Genomic DNA, 22906 nt, shown 5'->3' with positions numbered 1-22906 from the left:
GGTTTCCACCGTGCATTCCTTGCTCATCGCCCTGGCGACATCCCCGGCGCCCGCTCCGTCGCCGTCCTTGCGCCCGGGGCTCGACCAGGATCAGGTCACCCCGGGCCTGCTGGGCTTCCTGCTGACCGCATTCATCGTGGTGCTCACCGCGCTGCTGATTGTGGATATGGTGCGCAGGATCCGCCGGGTCCGCTATCGTGCGCAGGTGGAAGAAGAGCGCTCCGAGGCGGATGTCCCTGCGCTTCCCGGGACCGGGCATCCCGGCGCCGGAGCTCCCGGGGCCGCGCCGCACCGGGCCGGCCTGCATGGCCGGGACGGGAAGCAATGGCCGGCCGCCGGTCGTGCCGATACCCCGCCAGAGGCCAATGGTGACGCCGGCTCCGGGAACCGCTGAGCCCGGCTCCTCCGCTGCTTCGCCCGGTGCGGCCAACGCGCTGGGCGGGGAACCTTCTGCCTACCTCCGCCAGCACGCGGACAACCCCGTGCACTGGCGCCCCTTCGGCGATGAGGCGTTCGGCTTCGCCGAGGCCCGCGACGTGCCGGTCTTCTTGTCGATCGGCTACGCGGCGTGCCACTGGTGCCACGTCATGGCCCGGGAGTCCTTCGAGGATCACGACACCGCCGCCTTCCTGAACGCCAACTTCGTCGCCATCAAGGTGGACCGCGAGGAACGTCCCGACGTCGATGCGGTCTGCATGGCCGCCACGCAGGCGATCAGCGGCGAGGGCGGCTGGCCGATGTCAGTCTTCCTGCTGCCGGACGGCCGGGCCTTCCACGCCGGCACCTACTATCCGCCCCGGCCCATGCCCGGCCGGCCCTCCTTCCGCCAGGTGCTGGAAGCGGTCCGCGAGGCGTGGCTGGAACGCCGCACCGCCGTCGAAGCGAGTGCCGACGCGCTGGCACGCGGAATTGCCGCCGCGCAGGCCGGCTCCGCCGTCCGGCTGGACGGCCCCGCGCCGGCCCCGGATGCGGCCCTGCTCTCCGCGGCAGTGCGAGAACTGTCCCGCTCCGAGGATGCGGCCGGAGGTTTCGGCGCGGCCCCCAAATTCCCGCCGTCGGCGGTGCTGGAGTTCCTGATCCGGCACGCCGCCGTAGCCTCCGACACGGCGGAGACCGCTCGCGGGCTGGCGGGACGCACGCTCGCCGCAATGGCTCGGTCGGCCTTGTTCGACCAGCTCGACGGCGGCTTTGCGCGCTACTCCGTGACGCGCGACTGGTCCGTACCGCACTTCGAGAAAATGCTCTACGACAATGCCCAGCTGCTGCGCTGCTACGTCCACTGGGTCCGGCTTGGCGGCACGGAAGGGTATACGGCCGAGGAGGCCGCCGCCGTCGCTGGCAGCACCGCGGACTGGATGCTCGCCGCGCTCGGACTCGGCAGCACCGGCCCCGGCGGCGCCGACATTTCGGGGGACTCCGGGGCTCCGGCGGCGCTGGCATCGTCCCTTGACGCGGACACCGTGGTGGACGGGGTGCACTCCGAAGGGGCCAGCTACCTCTGGACACCCGAGGAGCTCAGCGCACTGCTGGGACCCGCGGACGGACATGCCCTCGCACGGATGATGAACGTCCACCCCCGGGGCGCCGTGTCGGAAACCGGTTCGCCGCTGCACCCGGGCCGAAGGCTGGATGGTCCGGACGATGACCTGTGGCGGCGGGCGCGGCCCGTGCTGCTGCGTTCCCGGACGGCGCGGCCCCAACCTGCCCGGGACGACAAGGTGGTCGCCGGCTGGAACGGACTTGCCATCGCAGCCCTGGCCGAGGCAGGTGCGGTGCTGGACCGGTCCGACCTGCTGGGTGCCGCCGAACGCATCGCAGGCTATCTGGAACGGGTGCACTGGATGCCGGCCCGGGGCGCCGCGCCCGGGCGCCTGGTCCGGGTATCCCACGACGGTGCCGCCCGCGGGATCGGGGGACTCCTCGAGGACTACGCCTTCTGCGCGGAGGGGCTGCTCGCGCTCTATGCCGTGTCCGGGCGGACCCTCTGGTATGAACTGGCCGAGGACATCCTGGCGGCCGCGTGCGCCCAGTTTGCCGCTGGCGGGGAGCTGCGCGACGCGGCCGGGGAATCGGCGCAGGTCTTCAACGCCCAGGGCGGGCGCGACGGGATGGATCCCTTCGACAACGCCACCCCCAGCGGAGCCGCCGGGTTCGCCGGGGCGCTCCTGAGCTACTCCGCGCTCTCCGGCTCCGCGGAACACCGCTCCCTGGCCGGAAATATCCTCGCCCTGCTGCCGCCGCTGGCCACCAACGCACCCCGGGTGGCCGGCTGGCTGCTGGCCACGGCGCAGGCCGCACTGGCGGGCCCGCTGGAAGCCGCCGTCGTCGGAGCGGACACGCCGCTGCGGACGGCGCTGCACCGTACGCTGCTGCGCTCGCCCAGTCCGGGACTGGTGATTGCGCTGCAGGACCCGGAAGGGGATGCCGCCGCCGACGTCGAGGCGCGGGTGCCACTGCTCCGCGGCCGGACAGCACCGGATGGCTCGGCCCAGGTGTTCCTCTGCCGCGGCATGGTCTGTGACCTTCCAGTGGGCTCCGTCGAGGCGCTCCAGGAACGACTGGCTAGCATGGCTGAATGACTTTTCCCCCTGCGGCTGCGCGTCCCTTTGAACTGGTGGTCTTCGACTGCGACGGCGTCCTGGTCGATTCCGAGGTGATCTCGGTCCGGGTGGACCAGCTCGTGCTTGCCGATCTTGGCTGGGAGCTGGATATCGAGGAAATCGTGCAGCGCTTCGTCGGCAAAAGCGAGGCCAACTTCATTTCGACTATCGAACGTCATCTGGGCATCCAGCTGGCCGACGGGTGGGACAGCACCTACCAGCAGTGGTACCACGAGGCCTTCGAGCGGGACCTCACGGCCGTCGACGGCGTGGAAGATGCGCTTGACCGGCTCCGGCTTCCGCACTGCGTCGCCTCCAGCGGCAGCCACGCCAAGATGCGGCAGACACTCGGCCGGACCGGGCTGCTGCACCGCTTCGCCGGCCGCATCTTCAGCGCCACGGAAGTCGCCAACGGCAAACCCGCCCCCGACCTCTTCCTGCACGCGGCCTGGACGCTCGGGACCGCCCCGGAGCGCTGCGCCGTCGTCGAGGACAGTACCTACGGCGTCCAGGCGGCGCGGGCCGCGGGGATGTATGCGTTTGCCTATGCCGGCGGCGTCACGCCCGCCGAGCGGCTGGCGGGCCCAGGCACCACAGTTTTCCACGACATGCGCCAGCTCCCGGAACTGATCTCAGCCGGACAGCCCAGCTGAGGTTGGCTTGGCACAGCAGGGCGGGATTTCCTCACCTTTGACGTCGGCGCACCGGCCTGTCGGGCCGGATCACCGCAGAGTCCCGGCGTCGTCCCTTAGGCGTGGGGTGCAGGCGCCGGGCCAGCGGCTGCGGAGCCGGGTCAGCCCAGGACGGCGATCGCGATGGCGATGTAGTGCGCGGCGAAGGCAAAGACCGTGAAGGCGTGGAAGAGTTCGTGGAAGCCGAAGTGCTCGTAGCTGAAGTTCGGCTTCTTCAACGCGTAGAACACGGCGCCGGCAATGTAGAGCGCCCCGCCCACGCAGATGAGCACCGCGGCGGCGACGCTGGCGGCGAAGAAGTCCGGCAGGTAGAACAGGGCGCCGCAGCCAAGGGCGATGTAGATCGGCACATACAGCCAGCGCGGGGCGTGGGTCCAGAGCAGACGGAACAGCACGCCCAGTACCGCGCCGGACCAGATCACCCACAGCAGCAGCACGGCCTTCGGCCGGTCCAGCAGCGCCCAGGCCAGCGGCGTGTAGCTGCCGGCGATGACGAGCATGATGTTCGTGTGGTCGAGCCGTTTCAGTACGATCTTGACGCCGGGGGACCAGTTGCCGCGGTGGTAGACGGCGCTGACGCCGAAGAGCAGCACGCCGGTGAAGGCGTAGACCGCCGAGGCGACTTTCAGATCCGGAGTGGGGGCGAGGAGCACCAGGACCAAGCCCGCCACGAACGCCAGTGGGGCCGTGGCGGTATGGATCCAGCCCCGCCACTTTGGTTTGATCATCAGGAGTTCGGCGATCCTGACGGCGGCGTCGTCCATCGGACTGTTATCGCGGGCCGCGGCCCGGTGCTCGCCGTGGTTGCCGTGCACGGGCCGCTCGCCGGGCGCGGGCCGCTCGGATCCGGGCTCCGGGCTGTTGCTCTCCATCCTGCAATAATAACCTACGGTCCAGTAAGTTACCGCTGAGTAACAAGGTCCGAGGCCGGGTACCGCGGCAGTGGCGTGCGCACCGCGGGCCCTCCGGCGGGTAGCCTAGGAATGCACTGCTGTCAGACCTCAAGGAAGCCAGGTGAATCTCCGGATGGAACTGCCCGGGTTCCTTTATGGCTTCTACGAGCGGAAGCTCCAGCGGTCCCTCGACCCGGAGCGGATCCCCAGGCACGTCGGCGTCATGGTCGACGGCAACCGGCGCTGGGCCCGGCAGTTCAACGCCCCCACCAGCCAGGGCCACCAAGCCGGCGCGGACAAGATCCACGAATTCCTCGGCTGGTGCCAGGAGTTGGGCGTCAAGGTCGTCACCCTATACATGCTGTCCACCGACAACATGAACCGCTCGGGCGAAGAGCTGGAGCTGCTCATGGGGATCATCGCCAACACCCTGGACCGGCTCGACGAGGACGCCGATATCTCGGTAAACGCCATGGGCGCCCCGGAACTTCTGCCGGATTATCTGGCCGAGCGGCTGAACAAACTCACGGCCCGCACGCCGGTGCACGAGAAGATCCACGTCAACGTCGCCGTCGGCTACGGCGGCCGCCGCGAGATTGTCGACGCCGTCCGGGAACTGCTGCACGACGCCGTCGCCCGTGGCGCCGACATCGGCAAACTGGCCGACGATCTCACCGTCGACGACATCTCGCGCTTCCTGTACACCCGCGGGCAGCCCGATCCCGACCTTGTGATCCGGACCTCCGGGGAGCAGCGGCTCTCCGGGTTCCTCATGTGGCAAAGCGCCTACAGCGAGTTCTATTTCTGCGAGGCCCTGTGGCCGGCGTTCCGCAAAGTGGACTTCCTCCGCGCCCTGCGCGACTACGCCGGCAGGCAGCGCCGCTTCGGGACCTGAGGCGGTTCATCCGGGCTTCATCTGATGGCAAGAAGAATCGCCGGAAAATGGACCGGAATTCGACAGTCCTTGGACGTACGTTAATCCCATCAGCGGGCAAGCCGCCGGCTGATCGGGGAGGCCAGTACATGGAGCGGAAGTTCGCACCGGGTGTATGGGAGGCCGCGTCCGGCCTCACGGCCGAGCCGCCTCACCAATAACAAATCCGGGCCAGCGGCCCGGGGCTGGAGTCGATGTGGCTATTTCTGAACAACTGCCCGGTGTCAGTTCCGACCAGGGCAAGAAGGCTACCTCTCGCGCCACGCGAGCCACCTCACGGACCGGCACAGCGACATCCGACGCTGCGGCCGGTCCTGCTGTCTCCGGGGAAGGAACAGCAGGCCGGGAGACCGCCCGAAGCTACGTGATCGACACCTCCGTGCTGCTCTCGGACCCGCGGGCCCTGCTGCGGTTCGCCGAACACGAAGTCATCGTGCCGATCGTGGTCATCACCGAACTAGAGGGCAAACGGCACGACCCGGAGCTGGGCTACTTCGCCCGCAAGGCGCTGCGGCTCCTTGACGACCTCCGGGTGGAACACGGCGGCCTGGACCGCCCCATCCCGCTGGGCGACGACGGCGGCACCCTGATGGTGGAGATGAACCACATCTCCGCTGACGTGCTGCCCGCAGGATTCCGCGGCGGCGACAACGACAGCCGGATCCTCGCCGTCGCCAAGAACCTCTCCAACGAGGGCCGGGACGTGACAGTGGTGTCCAAGGACCTGCCGATGCGGGTCAAGGCCTCCGCCATGGGGCTGATCGCCGACGAGTACCGCAACGAACTCGTCAAGGACTCCGGCTGGACCGGGATCGCCGAGATTGACGCCGCGGAAGACGAAGTCGCCACGCTCTATGGGCACGAGCCGGTCTTCATCCCTTCCGCGGCCGAACTGCCCGTGAACACCGGTTTGGTGCTGCTCTCCAGCCGGGGGTCCGCCCTGGGCAGGGTCGGTGCCGACAAGCAGGTCCGCCTAGTGAAGGGCGACCGGGACGTGTTCGGCCTGCATGGGCGCTCGGCAGAACAGCGGCTGGCCATCGACCTGCTGATGGACCCGTCCGTCGGCATTGTCTCCCTCGGCGGCCGGGCCGGCACCGGCAAGTCGGCACTGGCCCTGTGTGCAGGGCTCGAAGCCGTCCTGGAACGCCGGGAGCACCGCAAGGTGATCGTCTTCCGTCCGCTCTACGCGGTGGGCGGCCAGGAGCTCGGCTACCTGCCCGGCTCCGAGTCGGAAAAAATGAACCCATGGGCGCAGGCCGTCTTCGACACGCTCGGCGCCCTGGTCAGCCAGGAAGTGGTCGAGGAGGTCATGGACCGCGGCATGCTCGAGGTCATGCCCCTCACCCACATCCGCGGACGCTCTCTCCACGATGCCTTCGTGATCGTGGACGAGGCCCAGTCCCTCGAGAAGAACGTGCTGCTCACGGTGATGAGCCGGATCGGCCAGAACTCCAAGATCGTCCTGACCCACGACGTCGCCCAGCGCGACAACCTGCGGGTCGGACGGCACGACGGCGTGGCCGCCGTCGTCGAAACCCTCAAGGGCCACCCGCTCTTCGGCCACATCACCCTGACCCGCTCCGAGCGCTCGCCGATCGCGGCTCTGGTCACGGACATGCTCGAGGGGGCCGAGATCTAGGGTCTCGTCCGCGGGCTTTCGCTCGCCTCCGCGGGGGGCTGTGGCCGGGTTCGCCGGCCGCGGTCCCTTCGCCGTCGCTTAGACACGTCCCATCGGCCCCCGACGGTCGCTGGGCGACCTTTGGGGGCCGATGTGCCGTGATGCGCTCCTACGCGAAGGCGCCGCGTCCGGCTTGCGGGTGCGGTGCCTTTACGCGAAGGGGCCGCCTCCGGCTTGTGCGGTCTCACGTTCGCGGGGCTGCGGTGGCCCGCAAAGGAGCGCATCGCCGACCAGAGCGAAGCGGAGGTCGCCCGCGACCGAAGCGCAGCGACGGGAGGTGTCTAAGCGACGGCGGGGCGCCGTTGCCCCGCTTGCGGCTTCTACTGCCGGATGCCCAGGTATTTCGCGGTGGGTTCGTGGCCTTGGACTTGGAGGGTCCAGTCGGGGCGTTTGAAGGTGGCGGGGGTGAGTCGGACCCGTTGGGTGTCCCGGAGTTTGCCGCCCCAGTTGGCGCGGGTGGTGCCGTTGAGTTCGTAGCCGAGCGAGCGGGAGACGCCCAGGGATTGCTGGTTCCAGGCGGCCGCCTCGGACTCCGCGACTTCGGCGCCGAGCCAGTCGAACGCGTAGAGGGCGACCGCGGCACGCATCTCCTTGCCGAATCCGTGGCCCTGCGCGCTGCGTTTGAGCCACGAACCTGTGCCTACCGCCTTCAGGGTGGCGAAGTCCTTGGCTTCGATGTCTTGGCATCCGAGGAACTCGCCGTCGTGCCAGATGCCCAGCAGCAGGGTCCATTCTTGCGGCGACATGTTTCCGCGGCAGCGCCAGTACCACTGCGCCATGGTCGGGCCGAGCTCTTCGGCGGGGGATTCGGCCCAGGGCCTGCTGAACGGGCTGCGGCCGGGTTCGTGGATGCCGCTCAGGGCCGCCTGTACCGCGGCCGGGATGTCCTCGTCGCGGACGGGCCGGAGCATGAGGCGGGGCGTGGTGAGTGAGAGGGCGAAAGGGGGCCAATAGGAGTCGGGCGCAGTCATCCCGGAAGCCTAGCGGTGGGGAGCCGCGGTCGCCAGTCACCGATACCCGGTCAGGGAGCGGCGCGGGAGCGGCAAAATCCAGTAGCATCCGAGGGTGATCCATCGTCTCGGCGAACTGGGGGGAGCCGCCCCGCCGGCCTTTTGGCTGGTACTCCTGGCGTGCGCCTATTACCTCCTGATGGCGGCTCGATTGACCGTCATCGACGTCAGGCACCATCTGCTGCCCAACCGGATCATCTTCCCCTCGTATGCGGTTGCCGGTCTCCTGCTGCTCGGGGCTACCACGTTCCAGTCATCCGCCGGGGCCGACGGCGGCGCCGGACTCTTCGGGGTGCCCGGGCTCCGGGTCGTGGCCGGCGGCGCGGTCCTATGGCTGTTCTACTTCCTGCTGCGGGCCGTCTACCCGCCGGGGATGGGCTTTGGCGACGTCAAGCTCGCGGGGGTGCTGGGCCTGTATCTGGGGTTCCTGGGCTGGGGTCACGTGTTTGCCGGAACGTTTGCGGCGTTCCTGTTCGGCGGCCTCTGGAGCCTGGCCCTGCTGGTAACTCGGCGGGGAACGATGAAATCGGATATTCCGTTCGGACCGTTCATGTTGGCCGGGGCGGCGGCCGCGATGCTGCTGCCTGCGGGTTAGGCTGACGGCATGGCCACCCCCGATTTCATCCTGAATCTGCGCGCGAAGATCGGCCACGACACCCTCTGGATTCCGGGTGCCCGGGCCGTGGTATTTGACGATCACGGCAGGGTCCTGCTCGGCCAGCGGGCCGACAACGGCCGCTGGGGGCTGATCACCGGGATCCTTGAACCGGGGGAGGAGCCCGCGGCCGGCCTATTGCGGGAGGTCCTGGAGGAGACCGGGGTGGTTGCCGTCGCCGAGCGGCTGGTTTCGGTGGACACCGTCGGTCCCACCACCTATCCCAACGGCGACGTCTGCCACTTCCTGACCCTGGTCTTCCGGTGCCGCTTCGTCTCCGGCGAGGCGCGTGTCAACGACGACGAATCCCTCGCCGTGGGCTGGTTCCGGCCGGCCGACTTCCCCGAGCTTCTGCCCGGCCACCTGGAGGCGATCGAACGGGCCAGCGAGCCCGACGGCGAGGCACACTTCCGCAGCTGAACCGCCCCTGCTGCGGCCCGGTCGGTCAGCCGTGCAGGCGGGCCAGATCGGCGTCGTCGTTGCCGGACGTTTGATCTCCCTTCGCCGGGACGGTGTCCACGGGTTCCGTGCCGTCGGCAGGGTGGCGGACAGCGGCCCGTTCAGCCTCGAGCCGTTCAGCTTCCTCGCCGCCCACTGCCTCGCCGCGGGCCACCATTCCGGCGGTGTCCGAGAGCGGGATCTGCTTCAGCGTCAACGCCAGGAGCAGCGCGATGCCGAGGAACGGCAGCAGGTACCAGAAGACCGGAGCGAGCGAATCCGCGTAGGCGTTAACGATTGCGTCCTTGAGTTGGGCGGGCAGCTGGCTGAGGGCCTGCGGATCCAGTGTTTTGGTGGACTGCGACGCGTCCGCGCTGGAGGCGCCGGCACCCGTGAAGGCTTTGGTCAGCGACTCCGAGAGCCGGGAGGTGAAGATCGAGCCGAACACCGCGACGCCCAGCGAGGCGCCGACCTCGCGGAAGTAGTTGTTGGTGCTGGTGGCGGTGCCGATCTGTTCGGCCGGCACGGAGTTCTGTACCACCAGGACGATCACCTGCATGATCGAGCCGAGGCCCGCACCGAAGATGAACAGCTGGACGCAGATGACCCAGATGGGAGTCGCCGCCGTCAGTGTGGTCAGCCACAGCATGGCGGCAATTGTGAGGACCCCGCCCAGGATCGGGAACATCTTGTACTTGCCGGTCTTGGAGATCCGGATGCCGGAGAAGATGGCCATGCCCATCAGGCCCACCATCATGGGCAGCATCAGCAGTCCGGACTCCGCGGCGGAGGTGCCGGAGGACATCTGCAGGAAGGTCGGGACGAAGGCGATCGCGGCGAACATCCCGAGGCCGAGCGTGAAGCCGATAGCGGTGGCCTTGATGAAGATCGGATTCTTGAACAGGCTCAGCGGGATGATGGGGTCCTCGGCCCGGCGCTCCACCAGGATGAATGCGGCGGCGGCAAGGACGACGCCGGCGCCGAAGGCCCAGGTCACCGGGGAATCCCAGCCCTGGTCCTTCTTGCCGCCGAAGTCGGTGAAGAAGATAAGGCAGGTGGTGGCCGCGGAGAGCAACAGCACCCCGAGAATGTCGATCCGCTTTTCGGCCTTCTTGTTCGGCAGCGTCAGGGTGAACCAGGCAATGGTGAACGCGGCAATGCCGATGGGGATGTTGATGTAGAAGGCCCATTCCCAGGTCAGGTGGTCCACGAAGAAACCGCCCAGCAGCGGGCCGGCGACGGCGGAGAGGCCGAAGATCGCGCCGAGCGGGCCCATGTACTTGCCGCGGTCCTTGGCGGGCACGATGTCCGCGATGATGGCCTGGGAGAGGATCATCAGGCCACCGCCACCCAGGCCCTGGACGGCCCGGAAGATGACAAAGCCCCAGAAATCGGTCGCGAAGGCGCAGCCCACCGAGGCCAGGGTGAACAGGGCGATTGCCACGAGGAAGAGGTTCCGGCGGCCGAGGATGTCGCCGAACTTCCCGTAGATCGGCATGACGATGGTGGTGGCCAGCAGGTAGGCCGTGGTGATCCAGGCCTGGTGCTCGACGCCGCCGAGCTTGCCGACGATGGTGGGCATGGCGGTGGAGACGATGGTCTGGTCCAGGCTGGAGAGCAGCATTCCCGCGATGAGGGCGGAGAAGATGATCCAGATGCGTTTCTGGGTCAGCAGCAGCGGGGCCGCCGCCGCTTTGGTACCTACGGTGGTGCTCATTGTTGTCCTTTTGCGGAGACGGGTTCTGTGAAGTTCTGGGTGAAGAGTTGCCGGGCGGCCGAGACGTTGGCCAGCAGCAGCTCCGGGTACGGGCGCGTGTTGCCCTCGGAGAAAAAAGTCATGCTCGTTTTGCGGGCGATGTTGGCGAGCAGCACGACGGCCATCTGGACAACCGGGTGATCCGGGGAGACGCCCTCGCGGCGTGCGAGGACGCCAGCGAATTCCCTCTCGCGTTCGTCCGTGGCACCAATGATCCTCAGCATGAGCTGGGGTTCCTTCTTGATCACCCCGATCAGCTGGCGGGTTTCCTCCGGAGAGGAGACCATGTTTTCTGACAGCTTCAGGGTCAGCGCGATGAGGTCCTGGAACAGGGTCGGCGAGATTTCACCGGGCGCCGATGACTCGCCACCGCAGATGAAATCCTCAAGAACGTCGGCAGGAACCTCGTCGTCCGCGTGGCCGAGGATGGCGTCTTCCTTGGTGGGGAAGTAGTTGAAGAACGTGCGGCGTGAAATGTCCGCTCGCTCGCAGACCTCTTCCACCGTGTATCCGTTCAGGCCGCGCTCCGCTGTCAGGGCACGCGCGACGGCGGTGATGGCGGCCCGCGTCGCGGCCCGCTTTCGGCTGCGGAGCCCTCCGCCAATTGGTGCACTATTACTCACAAAGTAAAGTTTTGCACTCCTGCTCGTTTAGTGCAAGATTGGCAGATGTGGCCTTAAACACCAGCGGCGGCCCGCCTTCGCTGGGAAGGGGGCCGCCGCCGTCGTGCTTGGCGGGAAATCAGGCCTTGTGCGGCGGGCGCGTCATCGACATGACGTCCAGGGCRGTGTCCAGCTGCTCTTCGGTCAGCTCGCCGCGCTCCAGGAAGCCCATCGCGACGACGGTCTCGCGGATGGTCAGGCCCTCCGCGACGGCCTTCTTGGCGATCTTGGCGGCGTTCTCATAGCCGATGTACTTGTTCAGCGGCGTCACGATGGACGGCGACGCCTCGGCGAGGAAGCGGGCGCGCTCGACGTTCGCGGTGATGCCGTCGATCATCTTGTCGGCCATGACGCGGCTGGTGTTGGCCAGGAGGCGGACGGATTCGAGCAGGTTGGCGGCCATCACCGGGATGCCGACGTTTAGTTCGAAGGCCCCGTTGGTGCCGGACCAGGCGATGGCGGTGTCATTGCCGATGACCTGGGCGGCCACCATGATGGACGCTTCACAGATGACCGGGTTGACCTTGCCCGGCATGATCGAGGAACCGGGCTGCAGGTCCGGGATCGCGATTTCGCCCAGACCGGTGTTGGGGCCGGAGCCCATCCAGCGCAGGTCGTTGTTGATCTTCATGAAGGAGATCGCGATGTTGCGCAGCTGGCTGGACGCCTCGATCAGGCCGTCGCGGTTGGCCTGGGCCTCGAAGTGGTCGCGGGCCTCCGTCAGCGGCAGACCGGTGTCCGCGGCGAGGATTTCGATCACGCGCTCGGGGAAGCCCGCAGGGGTGTTGATGCCGGTGCCGACGGCGGTGCCGCCCAGCGGAACTTCGGCGACGCGGGGGAGGGAAGCGTTGATGCGTTCGATGCCGTAGCGGACCTGCGCCGCGTAGCCGCCGAACTCCTGGCCGAGGGTTACCGGGGTGGCATCCATCAGGTGCGTGCGGCCGGACTTCACGACGTCCTTGAACTCCACCGCCTTGCGCTCCAGGGACTCCGCCAGGTAGCCGAGGGCCGGGATCAGGTCATTGATCAGCGCGGACGTGGCAGCGACGTGGACCGAGGTCGGGAAGACGTCGTTGGAGGACTGCGAGGCGTTCACGTGGTCGTTCGGGTGGACCACCTTGTCACTGCCGGCGGCCGAGAGTGCGCGGGACGCGAGTTCGGCGATGACTTCGTTGGTGTTCATGTTCGAGGAGGTTCCGGACCCGGTCTGGAACACATCAATCGGGAAGTGGCCGTCGTATTTGCCGGTGGCGACCTCGTCGGCGGCGTCGGCAATGGCCTGGGCCAGCTCACCGTCGAGCACTCCCAGTTCCGCGTTGGCCTGGGCGGCAGCCTTCTTCACCCGGGCGAGTGCCTCGATGTGGGTTCGTTCCAGGGTCTTGCCCGAGATCGGGAAGTTTTCGACCGCGCGCTGCGTCTGGGCGCGGTACAGCGCGTTCACCGGGACGCGGACTTCGCCCATCGTGTCGTGTTCAATCCGGAATTCTTCAGTGTTCAAATCTGCTGTGGAAGTCATGGGGCTAGCTTATTGGGCCAAGGCGTCCCACCGAAAACCGTGACCTGCGGCGGAATCCCGGCTGCTAGAGCTCGCCGATTCCGGAAACCAGGTCGGCCCGGCCCTCGGCGAGGCTGTAGGCCAGCCCGATCACGGCCGCGCGGCCGCTTTCAACGGCGTCGGAAATCACCCGGGAGCTGTCCACAAGGCGCTGCGACGTCTGCTTGACGTTCTCCACCACCATGTCGTGGACGTCGTGCTGGTCGTTGCGCAGCGAGGTCAGGACGGACGGCGTGATGCGCTCCACCAGGCTGCGGATGAACCCGACCGGCATCTGCCCGGTCTCCACGGCGTTCTTCGTGGCGATGACCGCGCCGCAGCTGTCGTGGCCGAGGACCACAATCAGCGGCACGCCGAGCACGCCGATGCTGTATTCGATCGAGCCGAGCACGGCGTCGTCGATCACCTGGCCGGCGGTCCGGACTACGAATGCGTCACCCAGGCCCAAGTCGAAGATGATCTCCGCGGCCAGGCGGGAATCCGCGCAGCCAAAGATGACGGCGAAGGGATGCTGAGTCTCCACCAGCGAGGACCGCCGCGAGGCGTCCTGGTTCGGGTGCGAGGATTCGCCGGCGACAAAACGCGCGTTGCCTTCGCGCAGGCGGTGCCAAGCGAGGGCGGGGGTCAGTTGAGTAGTCACCGTGCTTACTTTACTGCGCCGGCGTGGCCGAAGGTGAAACGGTGGCCGCCGGGTTGCTGTCCAGCGACTTCACGACCGCTGCGGCGAGCACCGAGAACTCTTCCAGCTGTGCCGGCCCGGTCAGGACCACCGTGGTCCCGCGGTAGTCGAGCACCATGCTCTTCTCGCCCTTGCCGGTGTCGCGCAGCTGCCAGTCACGTCCGCCGGCGTTCCGGGTGCCGGTCACCGGCGCGCTTTTGGTCTGTTGCTGCAGCCACGTCGGATTCGGCTGCCGGGTCTGTACCAGGGCGATGAAGGACTCCTTCGGCGTCAGGTAGCCGACCTGCCAGGTCGCCACCCCGCTGCCGGAACCGGACTCCCAGCGGGCGTAATTCGAACGGAATGTGTCGCCGATTTCCGGCGTCACGGGTGTGAATCCCGCCACACCGGCGGCGTTCTGGGCGATGGCGCTGACGTTGATATTCGGGCGGTAGCCGTCGCCGTTGGGCGACGGGTTCATCAGCACCACCGGGAGGAAAGCGCCGATGCTCACCACCAACGCGATGATCATGCCGATCACCGATGCGTTGGCCCGCTTTGCCGCCGCGGCGCGGATGACGGGCTTGACGGGCTGGTCACTGGCGGTGCTGTCAGCGTCGGGCGCCGTTCCGCCGGCCGGCGATCCGGGAGCCTCGGGCGGCGTTTCCTGCAATTCATTCACCCCTCTATAGTCGCCCATTCCGGGCCGTTCTCACACTCGGCTGGCGGGCGCCGTCCGGCGGCGGGCGGTTTCGCGGTGTGGTCATTCCATGACCGATCGGGACCGCCGCGACTATGATCAGTAACAGTCGAATCACCGCGGCAGCCGGAGACCGGATGCCGCGGGTTCAATGATCGCCACTCGAAGAAGAGGTTCACGTGTCACCAGCGTCCATGACCCAGAAGTACTCCACGCTTTCCCCGTCGCTTGCCGTCGGAATCGATGAGCCTGACCGCAACCTGGCCCTGGAACTGGTCCGTGTCACCGAGGCGGCGGCGATCGCCGGCGGCCACTGGGTTGGCTTCGGCGACAAGAACAAGGCCGACGGCGCCGCCGTTGACGCCATGCGTTCCTTCCTGCAGACCGTGCACTTCAACGGCGTCGTGGTCATCGGAGAAGGCGAAAAAGACGAAGCGCCAATGCTGTTCAACGGTGAGCGTGTCGGCGACGGCACCGGCCCCGAGTGCGACGTCGCCGTCGACCCGATCGACGGGACCCGGCTGACCGCCCTCGGCATCAACAACGCCCTGGCGGTCCTGGCCGTGGCTGAGCGGGGTTCCATGTTCGACCCCTCCGCCGTGTTCTACATGGAGAAGCTCGTCACCGGGCCCGAGGCCGCCGACATGGTCGACCTGCGCCTGCCGGTGAAGCAGAACCTGCACCTGATCGCCAAGGCCAAGGGGGTCAAGGTCAACCAGCTCAACGTGATGATCCTGGACCGTGACCGGCACCGCCCGCTGGTCGAGGAGATCCGCGAGGCCGGCGCCCGCACGAAGTTCATCATGGACGGCGACGTCGCCGGCGCCATCGCGGCCGCTCGTGCCGGCACCGGCGTCGATGCCCTGATGGGCATCGGCGGAACCCCGGAAGGCATCGTCGCGGCCTGTGCGATCAAGTCCCTCGGCGGCGTCATCCAGGGCCGGCTCTGGCCCACCAGTGACGAGGAGAAGCAGAAGGCGATCGACGCCGGGCACGACCTCGACCGGGTGCTCTCCACCAACGACCTGGTCTCGAGCGACAACTGCTACTTCGCCGCCACGGGCATCACCGACGGCGACCTGCTCAAGGGTGTGCGCTACTCCAAGGACAAGGTCCTCACCCAGTCCATCGTGATGCGCTCCAAGTCGGGCACCATCCGCTTCGTGGACGGCGAGCACCAGGCCAGCAAGTGGGAGGGCTACGCCCGCAAGCACTAGCCCGCGGCCTCCCGCCCGCGGCCTCCCGGCCGGTGGACATGCTCAGCGCGAACCACGAACAGTGGACAGAAGCACATTCTGTCCACTGTTCGTGTTTAAGACTGGGCATGTCCCCCCGGTCTGGCTACGAAGAATGGGCATGTCCACCCGGGCCGGCTACGAACGTTGGACATGTCCACCCGGGCCGGCTACGAACGTTGGACATGCCCACCTGGGCGGGCTACGAAGAATGGGCATGCGCCCCGGGCGGGCTACGAAGAATGGGCATGTCCCGTTCATTGCGCAGCCCAGGGACATATGCCCCTATGTCCCGCCGAGGGCTCGAAGAATGGGCATGTCCCACTGGGTTAGCGACGAAGAATGGGCATGTCCCTCGGAACAAGCCGCCGCAGCTGTTCCTGGGGCTGCGTTCACCGGTCCCGTCCGGCATTGGATAGGGTGGGGCCATGACTTGGCTTGTTACCGGCGGTGCTGGATATATCGGATCTCACGTGGTTGCCGCATTGCGCGCGGCATCGATTCCGTCCGTGGTGGTGGACTCGCTCTCCAGCGGGCACCGGGAGTTCGTTCCGGACGACGTGCCATTTGTGCACGCGAGCATCCTCGACGACGAGCTGCTGGCCCGAACCATGCGAGACCACGCCGTGACCGGTGTGATCCACCTCGCGGGCTTCAAATACGCCGGGGTTTCGGTGCAGGAACCGTTGCTCACCTATGAGCAGAATGTGACCGGCACGGCGCAGTTGCTGAAGGCGATGGAGCTTGCCGGCGTCGAGAATCTGGTCTTCTCCTCGTCCGCGGCCACCTATGGCACCCCCAGGGTCGATATCGTCACCGAAGACACTCCAACGCGGCCCGAGTCTCCCTACGGCGAGAGCAAACTCATCGGTGAGTGGCTCATCCGCGACCAGGGCGTAGCCCGCGGCCTGCGGCACACCTCGCTGCGCTACTTCAACGTCGTCGGATCCGGCTCGCCCGAGCTCTACGACACGAGCCCGCATAATCTCTTCCCGATCGTGCTCCGGGCCTTGACGTCCGGGAAGACCCCGAGGATCAACGGCACAGACTACAACACCGCCGACGGCACCTGCGTCCGCGACTATGTCCACGTGGCCGACCTCGCTGCGTCCCACGTGGCGGCTGCGCAGGCCCTTGCCGGCGGCCGGACGTTGGAACGCGTCTACAACCTCGGTTCCGGCGACGGATTGTCCGTACGGCAGATCATGACCGCCATGGCGCAGGTCACCGGCATCGACTTCGAACCGGAAATTGGGCCCCGGCGGCCCGGAGACCCCGATCGGATCGTCGCCGACGGCACCCTGGCGGCCCGGGACCTGGACTGGAAAATGCGTCACAGCGTGGAAGACATGGTTGCCAGCGCGTACGAGGCGCAGATGCGCGCTGTAACCGCCGTCTAGGCCTAGCCGCTCGGGGCGGTAGCCGCCCAGGTACCGCCGTCGAGGCCTAGCCGCCCGGGCGCGACGGGGCCTTAGCGCCCGACCTTCGCGCGGAGCAATCGGAGAAGTTTCTTCCCGTTTTGCGCGGCCTTCCGGGCCTGTTGATACGCGCCGTAGCGAAACTTCTTCACCGGCAGATCCCAGGTCCCCGGGTACGCGACCTCACGGCCGCCGAACGATTTCTTGAATGTAGTGAAGCCGGCCCACTTATGATCGGGCTGGTCGGCCGGTGCGACGCCCCAGAGGTCTACGTGCTGGAGGCCCTTTTCCTTGGCGTCGGCCATCAGGGTGACGAGCAACGGAATGCCCGCGCTGAGCTTGCGGTGTGCGTCGTCCAGCGCGGCGTGGGCGTAGGTGCGGGTGTCCGCCGAGTCGTAGGCCAGGGCCGCCGCGATCGGCTCGCCTTCCAGTTCCGCGACGAAGAGCGTAGCGGCGCCGGCGGGCATCAGCGACCGAGCCACTTGGCTGAGGTACTGGTCGCTTTGGGGCTTGAACCCGTTGCGCGCCGCGGTCAGATGCAGGAACCCCAGCAGTATGGAAATCTCCGCGGGGTCCTGGCTGGACCGGAAAGTCACGCCCTTTTTATGGATGTTGCGGTAGAGGTTGCGGTTCACGGGCTTCATGTCAGCCAGGACGTCCTTGAATTCCCGGTCCAGATCCACGACCCAGCTCAGCTCCGGCTGCAGGTTTGCCGGCGCAGGGAGCAATCCCCGGCTACGCAGCACGGTATCGGCGTCGGAGCGGTCAAAGCCGGCGCAGACCGGTTCCACCCTGACAAACACCGCCCCGCAACTGCGGGCCAGCCCGGTCAGGGTCTCCAGCGCCGAGTCGAAGGCGGTGAGGGAATCGGCCAGTGGCCCGTACGGCACGTAGAGCAGTTTGCCGGCCGGGTTGCTCTCCTCTACGGCTAGGAAACGCCAGCCGTCGCCGGTCTGTTCGTGGACCGTGCGGCCCAAAGCACGCTGGACGTCGGCCCAGTACGGACCCTGCAGAAAGTAATCCATGGTCAGTTCTTCATTCCAGTCGTGACGGCAAAGGCGACGGCCGGCCCCGTGGCACCGGCAACAGCGTGCACGTTAACCGGGGCCTCGGCGGCCGGCAGGAAGGCGGAAGCGCCGCGTTCCAGCTGCAGATCGCCCTTGGGGGAGTCCAGCAGCACCGCCCCGGAGACCACAATGATGACTGCGGCACCGGACTGTGCCAGCGGGACCGGCTCCGCGCCGGGTTGCAGCTCCACCCGCTGCAGCTGGAATTCCCGGAACGGCGGCCGGAACAGCTCCTGGTCCAGCATCGTGGTCTCGGCACTGAGCCGCGGTACCCCGACAGCTTCGAAGGCGATGGTGTTCAGAAGCTCCGGCACATCGACGAATTTCGGCGTCAGCCCGCCGCGGAGCACGTTGTCCGATGAGGCCATCACTTCGATGCCCAGGCCGTGCAGGTAGGCGTGCACATTGCCGGCGGGCAGGTAGACGGCCTCGCCGGGCGCGAGCGAGATTCGGTTCAGCAGCAATGAAATCAGCACGCCTGGATCCGCGGGGTACTCCTCGTTGAGCTTCACCACCGTGGTCAGTTCCGCCACGTATGAACTCATGGGCGCCCCGGAGAGGAGCGCGGCGGCGACGGCGGCCGTCGCCGCGGCGACTTCCTCGCCGCCGGCGATGAGCCGTTCGAAGGCGCACCGGAGGGCGGCCGGTTCGTCTGGCTGTGCCAAATCGTCGAGCAGCCGCGGAATGAGCGGCGGGAGCTCCAGACCGGCCAGCTCGAAGCACTCGGCAACGTGCAGGAGCACGGCCCGCGACTGTGCTGCGGGCCGGAAGCCGCACAGCGCCTCAAACTGCGTCAGGGCAAAGATCATTTCCGGTTTGTGGTTGTCGTCCTTGTAGTTGCGCGTGGCGGCGCCGCGGCCGACGCCGGCCGCATCCTCGCGGGCGTACCCGGCCCGCGCCTGGTCCAGCGTGGGATGTACCTGCAGCGAGAGCGGGCTCTCGGCGGCCAGGACCTTGAGCAGGAAGGGCAGCCGCGCCCCGAATTCGGCCACGCTCTCGCTGCCCAGGTAATGCTCCGGGTCACGGGCGATCAGCGCGTCGAGGGGCACCCTGCCGCCGGCCGTGCCAGCGGCCCCGCCGGCGTTGAGCGCCGTGGACGGGGAGTCCGGGTGGGCGCCGACCCACAGTTCGGCCTCCGGGCCGCCGGTCGCCGGCCGGTCGAGCAGCCCGGCGATGGCCGTGGTCGACCCCCACGCGTAGGGGCGGAGGACGTTCTCAAGTTCGTACACGGGGTCCCTGTCTGCTCGTGGAGAGCCGGTGGCTGGAGCTGCTGGAATGGGGGGCGGAGGTCAGGGGCTAGAGCGGGGCGCACTGTCCATTGGTGGCCACGAGGTTCCGGATTGACTGTTCATCGCCGTTGCGCTTGAAATCGTTGAGGATCTGTTCGGTGATCGGTTCGCCCTCGGGCGTGGTGGTCACGGGGGTGAAATCAGACGACGACGGCGACGGCGACGCTTGGGTGCCGGGCCGGGTGCCCGGCACGGCGGCCGGCCGGGGACCCGCGGCGGCGAGCGGCCCGGGCGCGGCAGCCGGCTGACGGAACGAATCGCCCGACGCCCCCGCAGCCGGGGCGGGGCCGAGCAGCTTGTCCACTGCCTGGTGGATCCGGTCAAAGTCGGGAACGGTGGAGAACGAGGCGTCGAAGTCCGGCGGCCCGATGGTCAGGCGGCTCACGGGCTGGCCCTTGGACTTCATCGCCAGGTCCACGAAGCTGCCCAGCTGGCTGGCGGAGATGTTGGAATCGACCACCTTAGTGCCGGCCTTGACGATGTCCTCAAACTTCGACAGCAGGGTTGCCGGATCCAGTTGCTTGAGCATGGCCTGCTGGACGCACTGCTGGCGGGCGATACGTGCGTAATCGTCGACGAACTCGCGGGAGCGCCCGTACCAAAGAGCGTGGTAGCCGTCCAAGGTGTTGTCCCCGGCCGGGATCCAGCCCAGCGGCATGCCGTGGATGCCGTTGGCCTCGTCGATCGTCTCGCCGCTGATGGGGACCCAGCCGCCGGCCTTGATCTTGATGCCGCCCATCGCGTCGATTAGTTTGGCGAAGCCATCCATGTCCACCAAGACGTAGGCCTGCACCTTGATGCCGAGGGTGCCGGAGACCGCCTCCAGGGTGGCCTGCGCGCCCGGGTCTTCCACCCCCGGGTAGAGGTTCTTGTACTTGTCGGTGACCTCGGTGTTGATGGCGTTGATGAGGCACTCATCGCCGCAGTCGTAGCCGTCAGGGTAGATCTTCCGCATCGGCGAGTCGTCGCTGAACCGGGCGTTCTGGAGGTTGCGGGGGATCGAGATGATGGCGGACTGGCCGGTCTTGGCGTCCACGCTGATCACGGACAGGCTGTCCGGCCGGCGGCCGGTCCTGTCGGCCCCGGCGTCGCCGCCCATCATCAGGAAGTTGTAGCGGCCCTCGGACGGCTCCATCGCGGGTCCGTTGGCGAAGATCGTGCCGATCGCGGTCCGGCCGACGTTGAGCAGGTACGCCGCGTAGCCCAGGCTGCCGCTGCTGAGCAGCATGGCCAGGACCAGAGTCAGGACGACGGCGGCGCGCATCCCGGTCTCGAGCAGCACCGGCCGGATCAGGCGCAGGGTGTTGAGGAACAATGCCGCCCAGCCCAGGGCGAGCGCGGTGAGCACGACGACCAGCAGGAGCGAGGTGATGGGGTTGGTAATGACGTTGATCAGGGTCGGGCGGGAGGCCACGAGCACCACGAGGGCCACAATGAGCAGGGCCCAGACCGAGAGCGTGACACGGAGCGCGGTCCGCCCCAGCCTGCGGTTGCCAGCGACCAGCTGGGCGCTGCCCGGGACCAGGAGCGTCAGCAGGATCAGCAGGAAGGCGCGCTTTGAAAGGATCCCCGGGGCCGACCCGGAGGGATAACGGACCGGATCCGTCAGGCTCCCTCGGGGCCGCGTCTTTTCCGCCGCAGCGGCGAAACCATTGCTCATGGGCTGGATCCTTACTGGCCGCTCCGTGTGGCGCTGGTTTCATCGGAGAACACGTCGGCCACCTTGCTGCGCAGGTTCGCGCCTTTCCGGGTGGCGGAGTCGTTGAGCTCCTGCGCGAATTCCACCAGAGCGGACCGGAGCCGGTCCGCGAGGGCATCGGTGCCGGAGGCCAGCACCCGCACCGCGAGCAGCCCGGCGTTGCGGGCACCGGCGATGGAGACCGTGGCGACCGGCACACCGGCCGGCATCTGCACGATGGACAGGAGCGAATCCATCCCGTCCAGGGTTTTCAGCGGCACGGGTACCCCGATTACCGGCAGCGGAGTCACCGAGGCGAGCATGCCCGGCAGGTGCGCGGCGCCGCCGGCGCCGGCGATGATCACCCGCAGGCCGCGCTGATGGGCGGTTTGCCCGTAACGGATCATTTCGGTGGGCATCCGGTGGGCGGAGACGACGTCTGCCTCGAAGGGGATGCCGAATTCGGCCAGCGCTTCGGCGGCGGCCTCCATCACCGGCCAATCGGAGTCGGAGCCCATCACGAGGCCCACGATCGGGCCGTTCCCGGTGCCGGCGGCCCGGTTTGCGGATCCTGGGGCTTCGTTGCTGGGGTTCACGCGCTCTCCTCGGAGGTTTCCGGCGCGGCGCCGGCAGGTGCCCGCCCGTCCCGGATGATGTTGGCGACGACGCCGGCGCGCCGCCGGACGGAGTCGACGTCGGCGGCGGCGGCACCGACGAGGTTGACGTGGCCGATCTTGCGGCCAGGCCGCACGGCCTTGCCGTAGCAGTGGACCTTGGCGGCCGGCTCACTGGCCAAGGCTGCGGGGTAGGCGGAGAACAGGTTCTGGTTCGCGCCGCCGAGGAAGTTCTTCATGACCACGACGGGTCCGAGAAGTTCGGTGGCCCCGAGCGGCAGGTTCAGGATGGCGCGCAGGTGCTGTTCGAACTGGCTCGTGACTGACCCGTCCTGAGTCCAGTGGCCGGTGTTATGCGGGCGCATGGCGAGTTCGTTGATCAGGAAGCCGGCACCGACACCAGGGGTTTCGAACATCTCCACGGCCATGACACCGGTGACGCCGAGCTCGTTCGCGATCCGGACCGCGGCGTCCTCCGCCGCGGCGGCGACCTCCAGCGGGATGTGCAGGGCGGGGGCGATGACTTCGTCGCAGACCCCGTCGACCTGGATGGTGTGGACCACGGGCCACGCCCGCGTTTCACCGTCGGGGGTACGGGCGACCATCGCTGAAAGCTCACGGCTGAATTCCACCTTGGCTTCGGCCAGGAGCGGGGACATGGCCTCGAACCAGTCCGCGGCGTCCGCGGCTTCCGAAGCAGAGGCAACGATCCGCACCCCCTTGCCGTCGTAGCCGCCGCGCGGCGTCTTCAGCACGACTGGCCAGCCGGTGTCGTCCCCGAAAGCGACGAGAGCGTCGACGTCGGCCACGGCGGCCCAACGCGGGTTGGGAAGTTCCAGCCGGTCGATCGCGGCACGCATCACCAACTTGTCCTGGGCGTTGACCAGCGCGTCCGGGCCCGGGTGGACGTTGACGCCGGCATCGATCAGCGCGCGCAGGTGACCGGTGGGGACGTGCTCATGGTCAAAGGTAAGGACGTCCAGTCCGCGGGAGAACTCCAGCAACTGGTCGAGGTCGGTGTAGTCGCCGACGGGGGCCGTGGCCACGGCAGCGACCGCGGAGACGTCTTCAGACTCCGCCAGGACGCGGAGTTCGAAGCCGAGGGCGGTGGCGGCCGGAGCCATCATGCGGGCAAGCTGGCCGCCGCCAACCACCCCGATTACAGGAAAAGTCACGTCTACCAGCCTACCGAAAAGCTCACAGGAACCGGCCGCCGCGCGCCCGGCCCCCGGAAACAGGGCCATTATTGCGGCGTAAACTGGCACGAACCACCCTGATCCTCGCGCCGGATTAGAGGAGGCCGGGGCGTCCACCCGGGAAACGGCGCTAAAATGGGCCGTCGGCCATCTGGCCAACCGATTCAAAAGGCCACGG

General features: G+C 67.8%; 21 protein-coding genes. 9 read left to right on the top strand and 12 right to left on the bottom strand.

What is annotated here, in order from left to right:
- Positions 1–10 precede the first annotated feature (10 nt).
- The 3 genes from AC1DGI_RS07885 to AC1DGI_RS07875 are packed head-to-tail and all read left to right on the top strand — an operon-like array spanning position 11 to position 3253.
- Positions 11–394, top strand: a complete 384-nt coding sequence (locus tag AC1DGI_RS07885; RefSeq protein WP_476898366.1) for a hypothetical protein — start codon at positions 11–13, stop codon at positions 392–394.
- Positions 366–2579, top strand: a complete 2214-nt coding sequence (locus AC1DGI_RS07880; protein WP_476898365.1) for a thioredoxin domain-containing protein — start codon at positions 366–368, stop codon at positions 2577–2579. The genes AC1DGI_RS07885 and AC1DGI_RS07880 overlap by 29 nt, the downstream gene beginning before the upstream one ends.
- On the top strand, positions 2576–3253 hold the full coding sequence (locus AC1DGI_RS07875; RefSeq protein WP_476898364.1) for an HAD family hydrolase: 678 nt from the start codon (positions 2576–2578) through the stop codon (positions 3251–3253). The genes AC1DGI_RS07880 and AC1DGI_RS07875 overlap by 4 nt, the downstream gene beginning before the upstream one ends.
- 140 nt (positions 3254–3393) lie before the next feature.
- On the opposite strand, the gene trhA is transcribed toward AC1DGI_RS07875, so the two are convergent.
- Entirely contained in the window at positions 3394–4035 is a 642-nt protein-coding gene (gene trhA, locus AC1DGI_RS07870; RefSeq protein ID WP_441402510.1) for a PAQR family membrane homeostasis protein TrhA, read from the bottom strand.
- A gap of 283 nt (positions 4036–4318) precedes the next feature.
- On the opposite strand from trhA, the gene AC1DGI_RS07865 reads away from it, so the two are divergent.
- Positions 4319–5080 (top strand): isoprenyl transferase, encoded by a 762-nt coding sequence (locus tag AC1DGI_RS07865; protein WP_441402509.1) that lies wholly within the window; start codon positions 4319–4321, stop codon positions 5078–5080.
- Between the two features lie 235 nt (positions 5081–5315).
- The gene (locus tag AC1DGI_RS07860; protein WP_476898363.1) at positions 5316–6758 is read left to right on the top strand and encodes a PhoH family protein; all 1443 of its coding nucleotides are present in this window, start codon (positions 5316–5318) and stop codon (positions 6756–6758) included.
- Positions 6759–7117: 359 nt separating this feature from the next.
- Here the strand turns inward: AC1DGI_RS07860 and AC1DGI_RS07855 are convergent, their stop codons facing one another.
- Positions 7118–7768: a GNAT family N-acetyltransferase gene (locus AC1DGI_RS07855; protein WP_476898362.1), complete on the bottom strand. Its 651-nt coding sequence runs from the start codon at positions 7766–7768 to the stop codon at positions 7118–7120.
- Between the two features lie 94 nt (positions 7769–7862).
- On the opposite strand from AC1DGI_RS07855, the gene AC1DGI_RS07850 reads away from it, so the two are divergent.
- Positions 7863–8402, top strand: coding sequence for a prepilin peptidase (locus tag AC1DGI_RS07850; protein WP_441401297.1), 540 nt, complete (start codon positions 7863–7865; stop codon positions 8400–8402).
- A 9-nt stretch (positions 8403–8411) separates the two neighbouring features.
- Complete coding sequence (locus AC1DGI_RS07845; RefSeq protein ID WP_441401295.1) at positions 8412–8882, top strand: NUDIX hydrolase; 471 nt, start codon at positions 8412–8414, stop codon at positions 8880–8882.
- A 25-nt stretch (positions 8883–8907) separates the two neighbouring features.
- Here the strand turns inward: AC1DGI_RS07845 and AC1DGI_RS07840 are convergent, their stop codons facing one another.
- The 5 genes from AC1DGI_RS07840 to AC1DGI_RS07820 form a co-directional block, all read right to left on the bottom strand.
- Positions 8908–10617, bottom strand: coding sequence for an MDR family MFS transporter (locus AC1DGI_RS07840; RefSeq protein ID WP_476898361.1), 1710 nt, complete (start codon positions 10615–10617; stop codon positions 8908–8910).
- Positions 10614–11279 (bottom strand): TetR/AcrR family transcriptional regulator, encoded by a 666-nt coding sequence (locus tag AC1DGI_RS07835; RefSeq protein WP_441401291.1) that lies wholly within the window; start codon positions 11277–11279, stop codon positions 10614–10616. The genes AC1DGI_RS07840 and AC1DGI_RS07835 overlap by 4 nt, the downstream gene beginning before the upstream one ends.
- Positions 11280–11397: 118 nt before the next feature.
- Positions 11398–12834: a class II fumarate hydratase gene (locus tag AC1DGI_RS07830; RefSeq protein ID WP_441401289.1), complete on the bottom strand. Its 1437-nt coding sequence runs from the start codon at positions 12832–12834 to the stop codon at positions 11398–11400.
- Positions 12835–12898: 64 nt separating this feature from the next.
- Entirely contained in the window at positions 12899–13513 is a 615-nt protein-coding gene (locus AC1DGI_RS07825) for a carbonic anhydrase (protein WP_441401287.1), read from the bottom strand.
- A gap of 10 nt (positions 13514–13523) precedes the next feature.
- Positions 13524–14213, bottom strand: coding sequence for a DUF4245 domain-containing protein (locus tag AC1DGI_RS07820; RefSeq protein WP_476898360.1), 690 nt, complete (start codon positions 14211–14213; stop codon positions 13524–13526).
- Between the two features lie 212 nt (positions 14214–14425).
- Between AC1DGI_RS07820 and glpX the strand changes: the two genes are divergently transcribed.
- Positions 14426–15448: a class II fructose-bisphosphatase gene (gene glpX / locus AC1DGI_RS07815; RefSeq protein ID WP_186372267.1), complete on the top strand. Its 1023-nt coding sequence runs from the start codon at positions 14426–14428 to the stop codon at positions 15446–15448.
- A gap of 446 nt (positions 15449–15894) precedes the next feature.
- On the top strand, positions 15895–16866 hold the full coding sequence (gene galE / locus AC1DGI_RS07810; RefSeq protein WP_476898359.1) for a UDP-glucose 4-epimerase GalE: 972 nt from the start codon (positions 15895–15897) through the stop codon (positions 16864–16866).
- Positions 16867–16937: 71 nt separating this feature from the next.
- Here galE and AC1DGI_RS07805 read toward each other — a convergent pair whose 3' ends face one another.
- The 5 genes from AC1DGI_RS07805 to AC1DGI_RS07785 all read right to left on the bottom strand — a co-directional run bounded on the left by AC1DGI_RS07805 (position 16938) and on the right by AC1DGI_RS07785 (position 22659).
- Positions 16938–17909: a lipid II:glycine glycyltransferase FemX gene (locus tag AC1DGI_RS07805; protein ID WP_476898358.1), complete on the bottom strand. Its 972-nt coding sequence runs from the start codon at positions 17907–17909 to the stop codon at positions 16938–16940.
- A gap of 2 nt (positions 17910–17911) precedes the next feature.
- A complete protein-coding gene (gene manA / locus AC1DGI_RS07800; protein WP_476898357.1) occupies positions 17912–19180 on the bottom strand; it encodes a mannose-6-phosphate isomerase, class I in 1269 nt (422 codons plus the stop codon).
- Positions 19181–19247: 67 nt separating this feature from the next.
- Positions 19248–20900: an LCP family protein gene (locus AC1DGI_RS07795; RefSeq protein ID WP_476898356.1), complete on the bottom strand. Its 1653-nt coding sequence runs from the start codon at positions 20898–20900 to the stop codon at positions 19248–19250.
- An 11-nt stretch (positions 20901–20911) separates the two neighbouring features.
- Positions 20912–21436, bottom strand: a complete 525-nt coding sequence (purE, locus tag AC1DGI_RS07790) for a 5-(carboxyamino)imidazole ribonucleotide mutase (protein ID WP_476898425.1) — start codon at positions 21434–21436, stop codon at positions 20912–20914.
- Positions 21437–21510: 74 nt separating this feature from the next.
- A complete protein-coding gene (locus tag AC1DGI_RS07785; RefSeq protein ID WP_476898424.1) occupies positions 21511–22659 on the bottom strand; it encodes a 5-(carboxyamino)imidazole ribonucleotide synthase in 1149 nt (382 codons plus the stop codon).
- Between the last annotated feature and the right edge of the window lie 247 nt (positions 22660–22906).

The organism is Arthrobacter sp. 05N428_2, assembly GCF_056397065.1.
Note: the sequence above shows the minus strand (reverse complement) of the source record. Positions and strands in the feature narration are given on the sequence as shown.

Bases quoted from the DNA above. Each gene is read 5' to 3' on its own strand.
- AC1DGI_RS07865 (WP_441402509.1), top strand. From the start codon at position 4,319: ATGGAACTGCCCGGGTTCCTTTATGGCTTCTACGAGCGGAAGCTCCAG.
- AC1DGI_RS07845 (WP_441401295.1), top strand. From the start codon at position 8,412: ATGGCCACCCCCGATTTCATCCTGAATCTGCGCGCGAAGATCGGCCAC.
- AC1DGI_RS07840 (WP_476898361.1), bottom strand. From the start codon at position 10,617: ATGAGCACCACCGTAGGTACCAAAGCGGCGGCGGCCCCGCTGCTGCTG.
- galE (WP_476898359.1), top strand. From the start codon at position 15,895: ATGACTTGGCTTGTTACCGGCGGTGCTGGATATATCGGATCTCACGTG.
- AC1DGI_RS07880 (WP_476898365.1), top strand. From the start codon at position 366: ATGGTGACGCCGGCTCCGGGAACCGCTGAGCCCGGCTCCTCCGCTGCT.
- purE (WP_476898425.1), bottom strand. From the start codon at position 21,436: ATGGGCTCCGACTCCGATTGGCCGGTGATGGAGGCCGCCGCCGAAGCG.
- AC1DGI_RS07875 (WP_476898364.1), top strand. From the start codon at position 2,576: ATGACTTTTCCCCCTGCGGCTGCGCGTCCCTTTGAACTGGTGGTCTTC.
- AC1DGI_RS07785 (WP_476898424.1), bottom strand. From the start codon at position 22,659: ATGATGGCTCCGGCCGCCACCGCCCTCGGCTTCGAACTCCGCGTCCTG.
- glpX (WP_186372267.1), top strand. From the start codon at position 14,426: ATGACCCAGAAGTACTCCACGCTTTCCCCGTCGCTTGCCGTCGGAATC.
- AC1DGI_RS07805 (WP_476898358.1), bottom strand. From the start codon at position 17,909: ATGGATTACTTTCTGCAGGGTCCGTACTGGGCCGACGTCCAGCGTGCT.
- AC1DGI_RS07855 (WP_476898362.1), bottom strand. From the start codon at position 7,768: ATGACTGCGCCCGACTCCTATTGGCCCCCTTTCGCCCTCTCACTCACC.
- AC1DGI_RS07795 (WP_476898356.1), bottom strand. From the start codon at position 20,900: ATGAGCAATGGTTTCGCCGCTGCGGCGGAAAAGACGCGGCCCCGAGGG.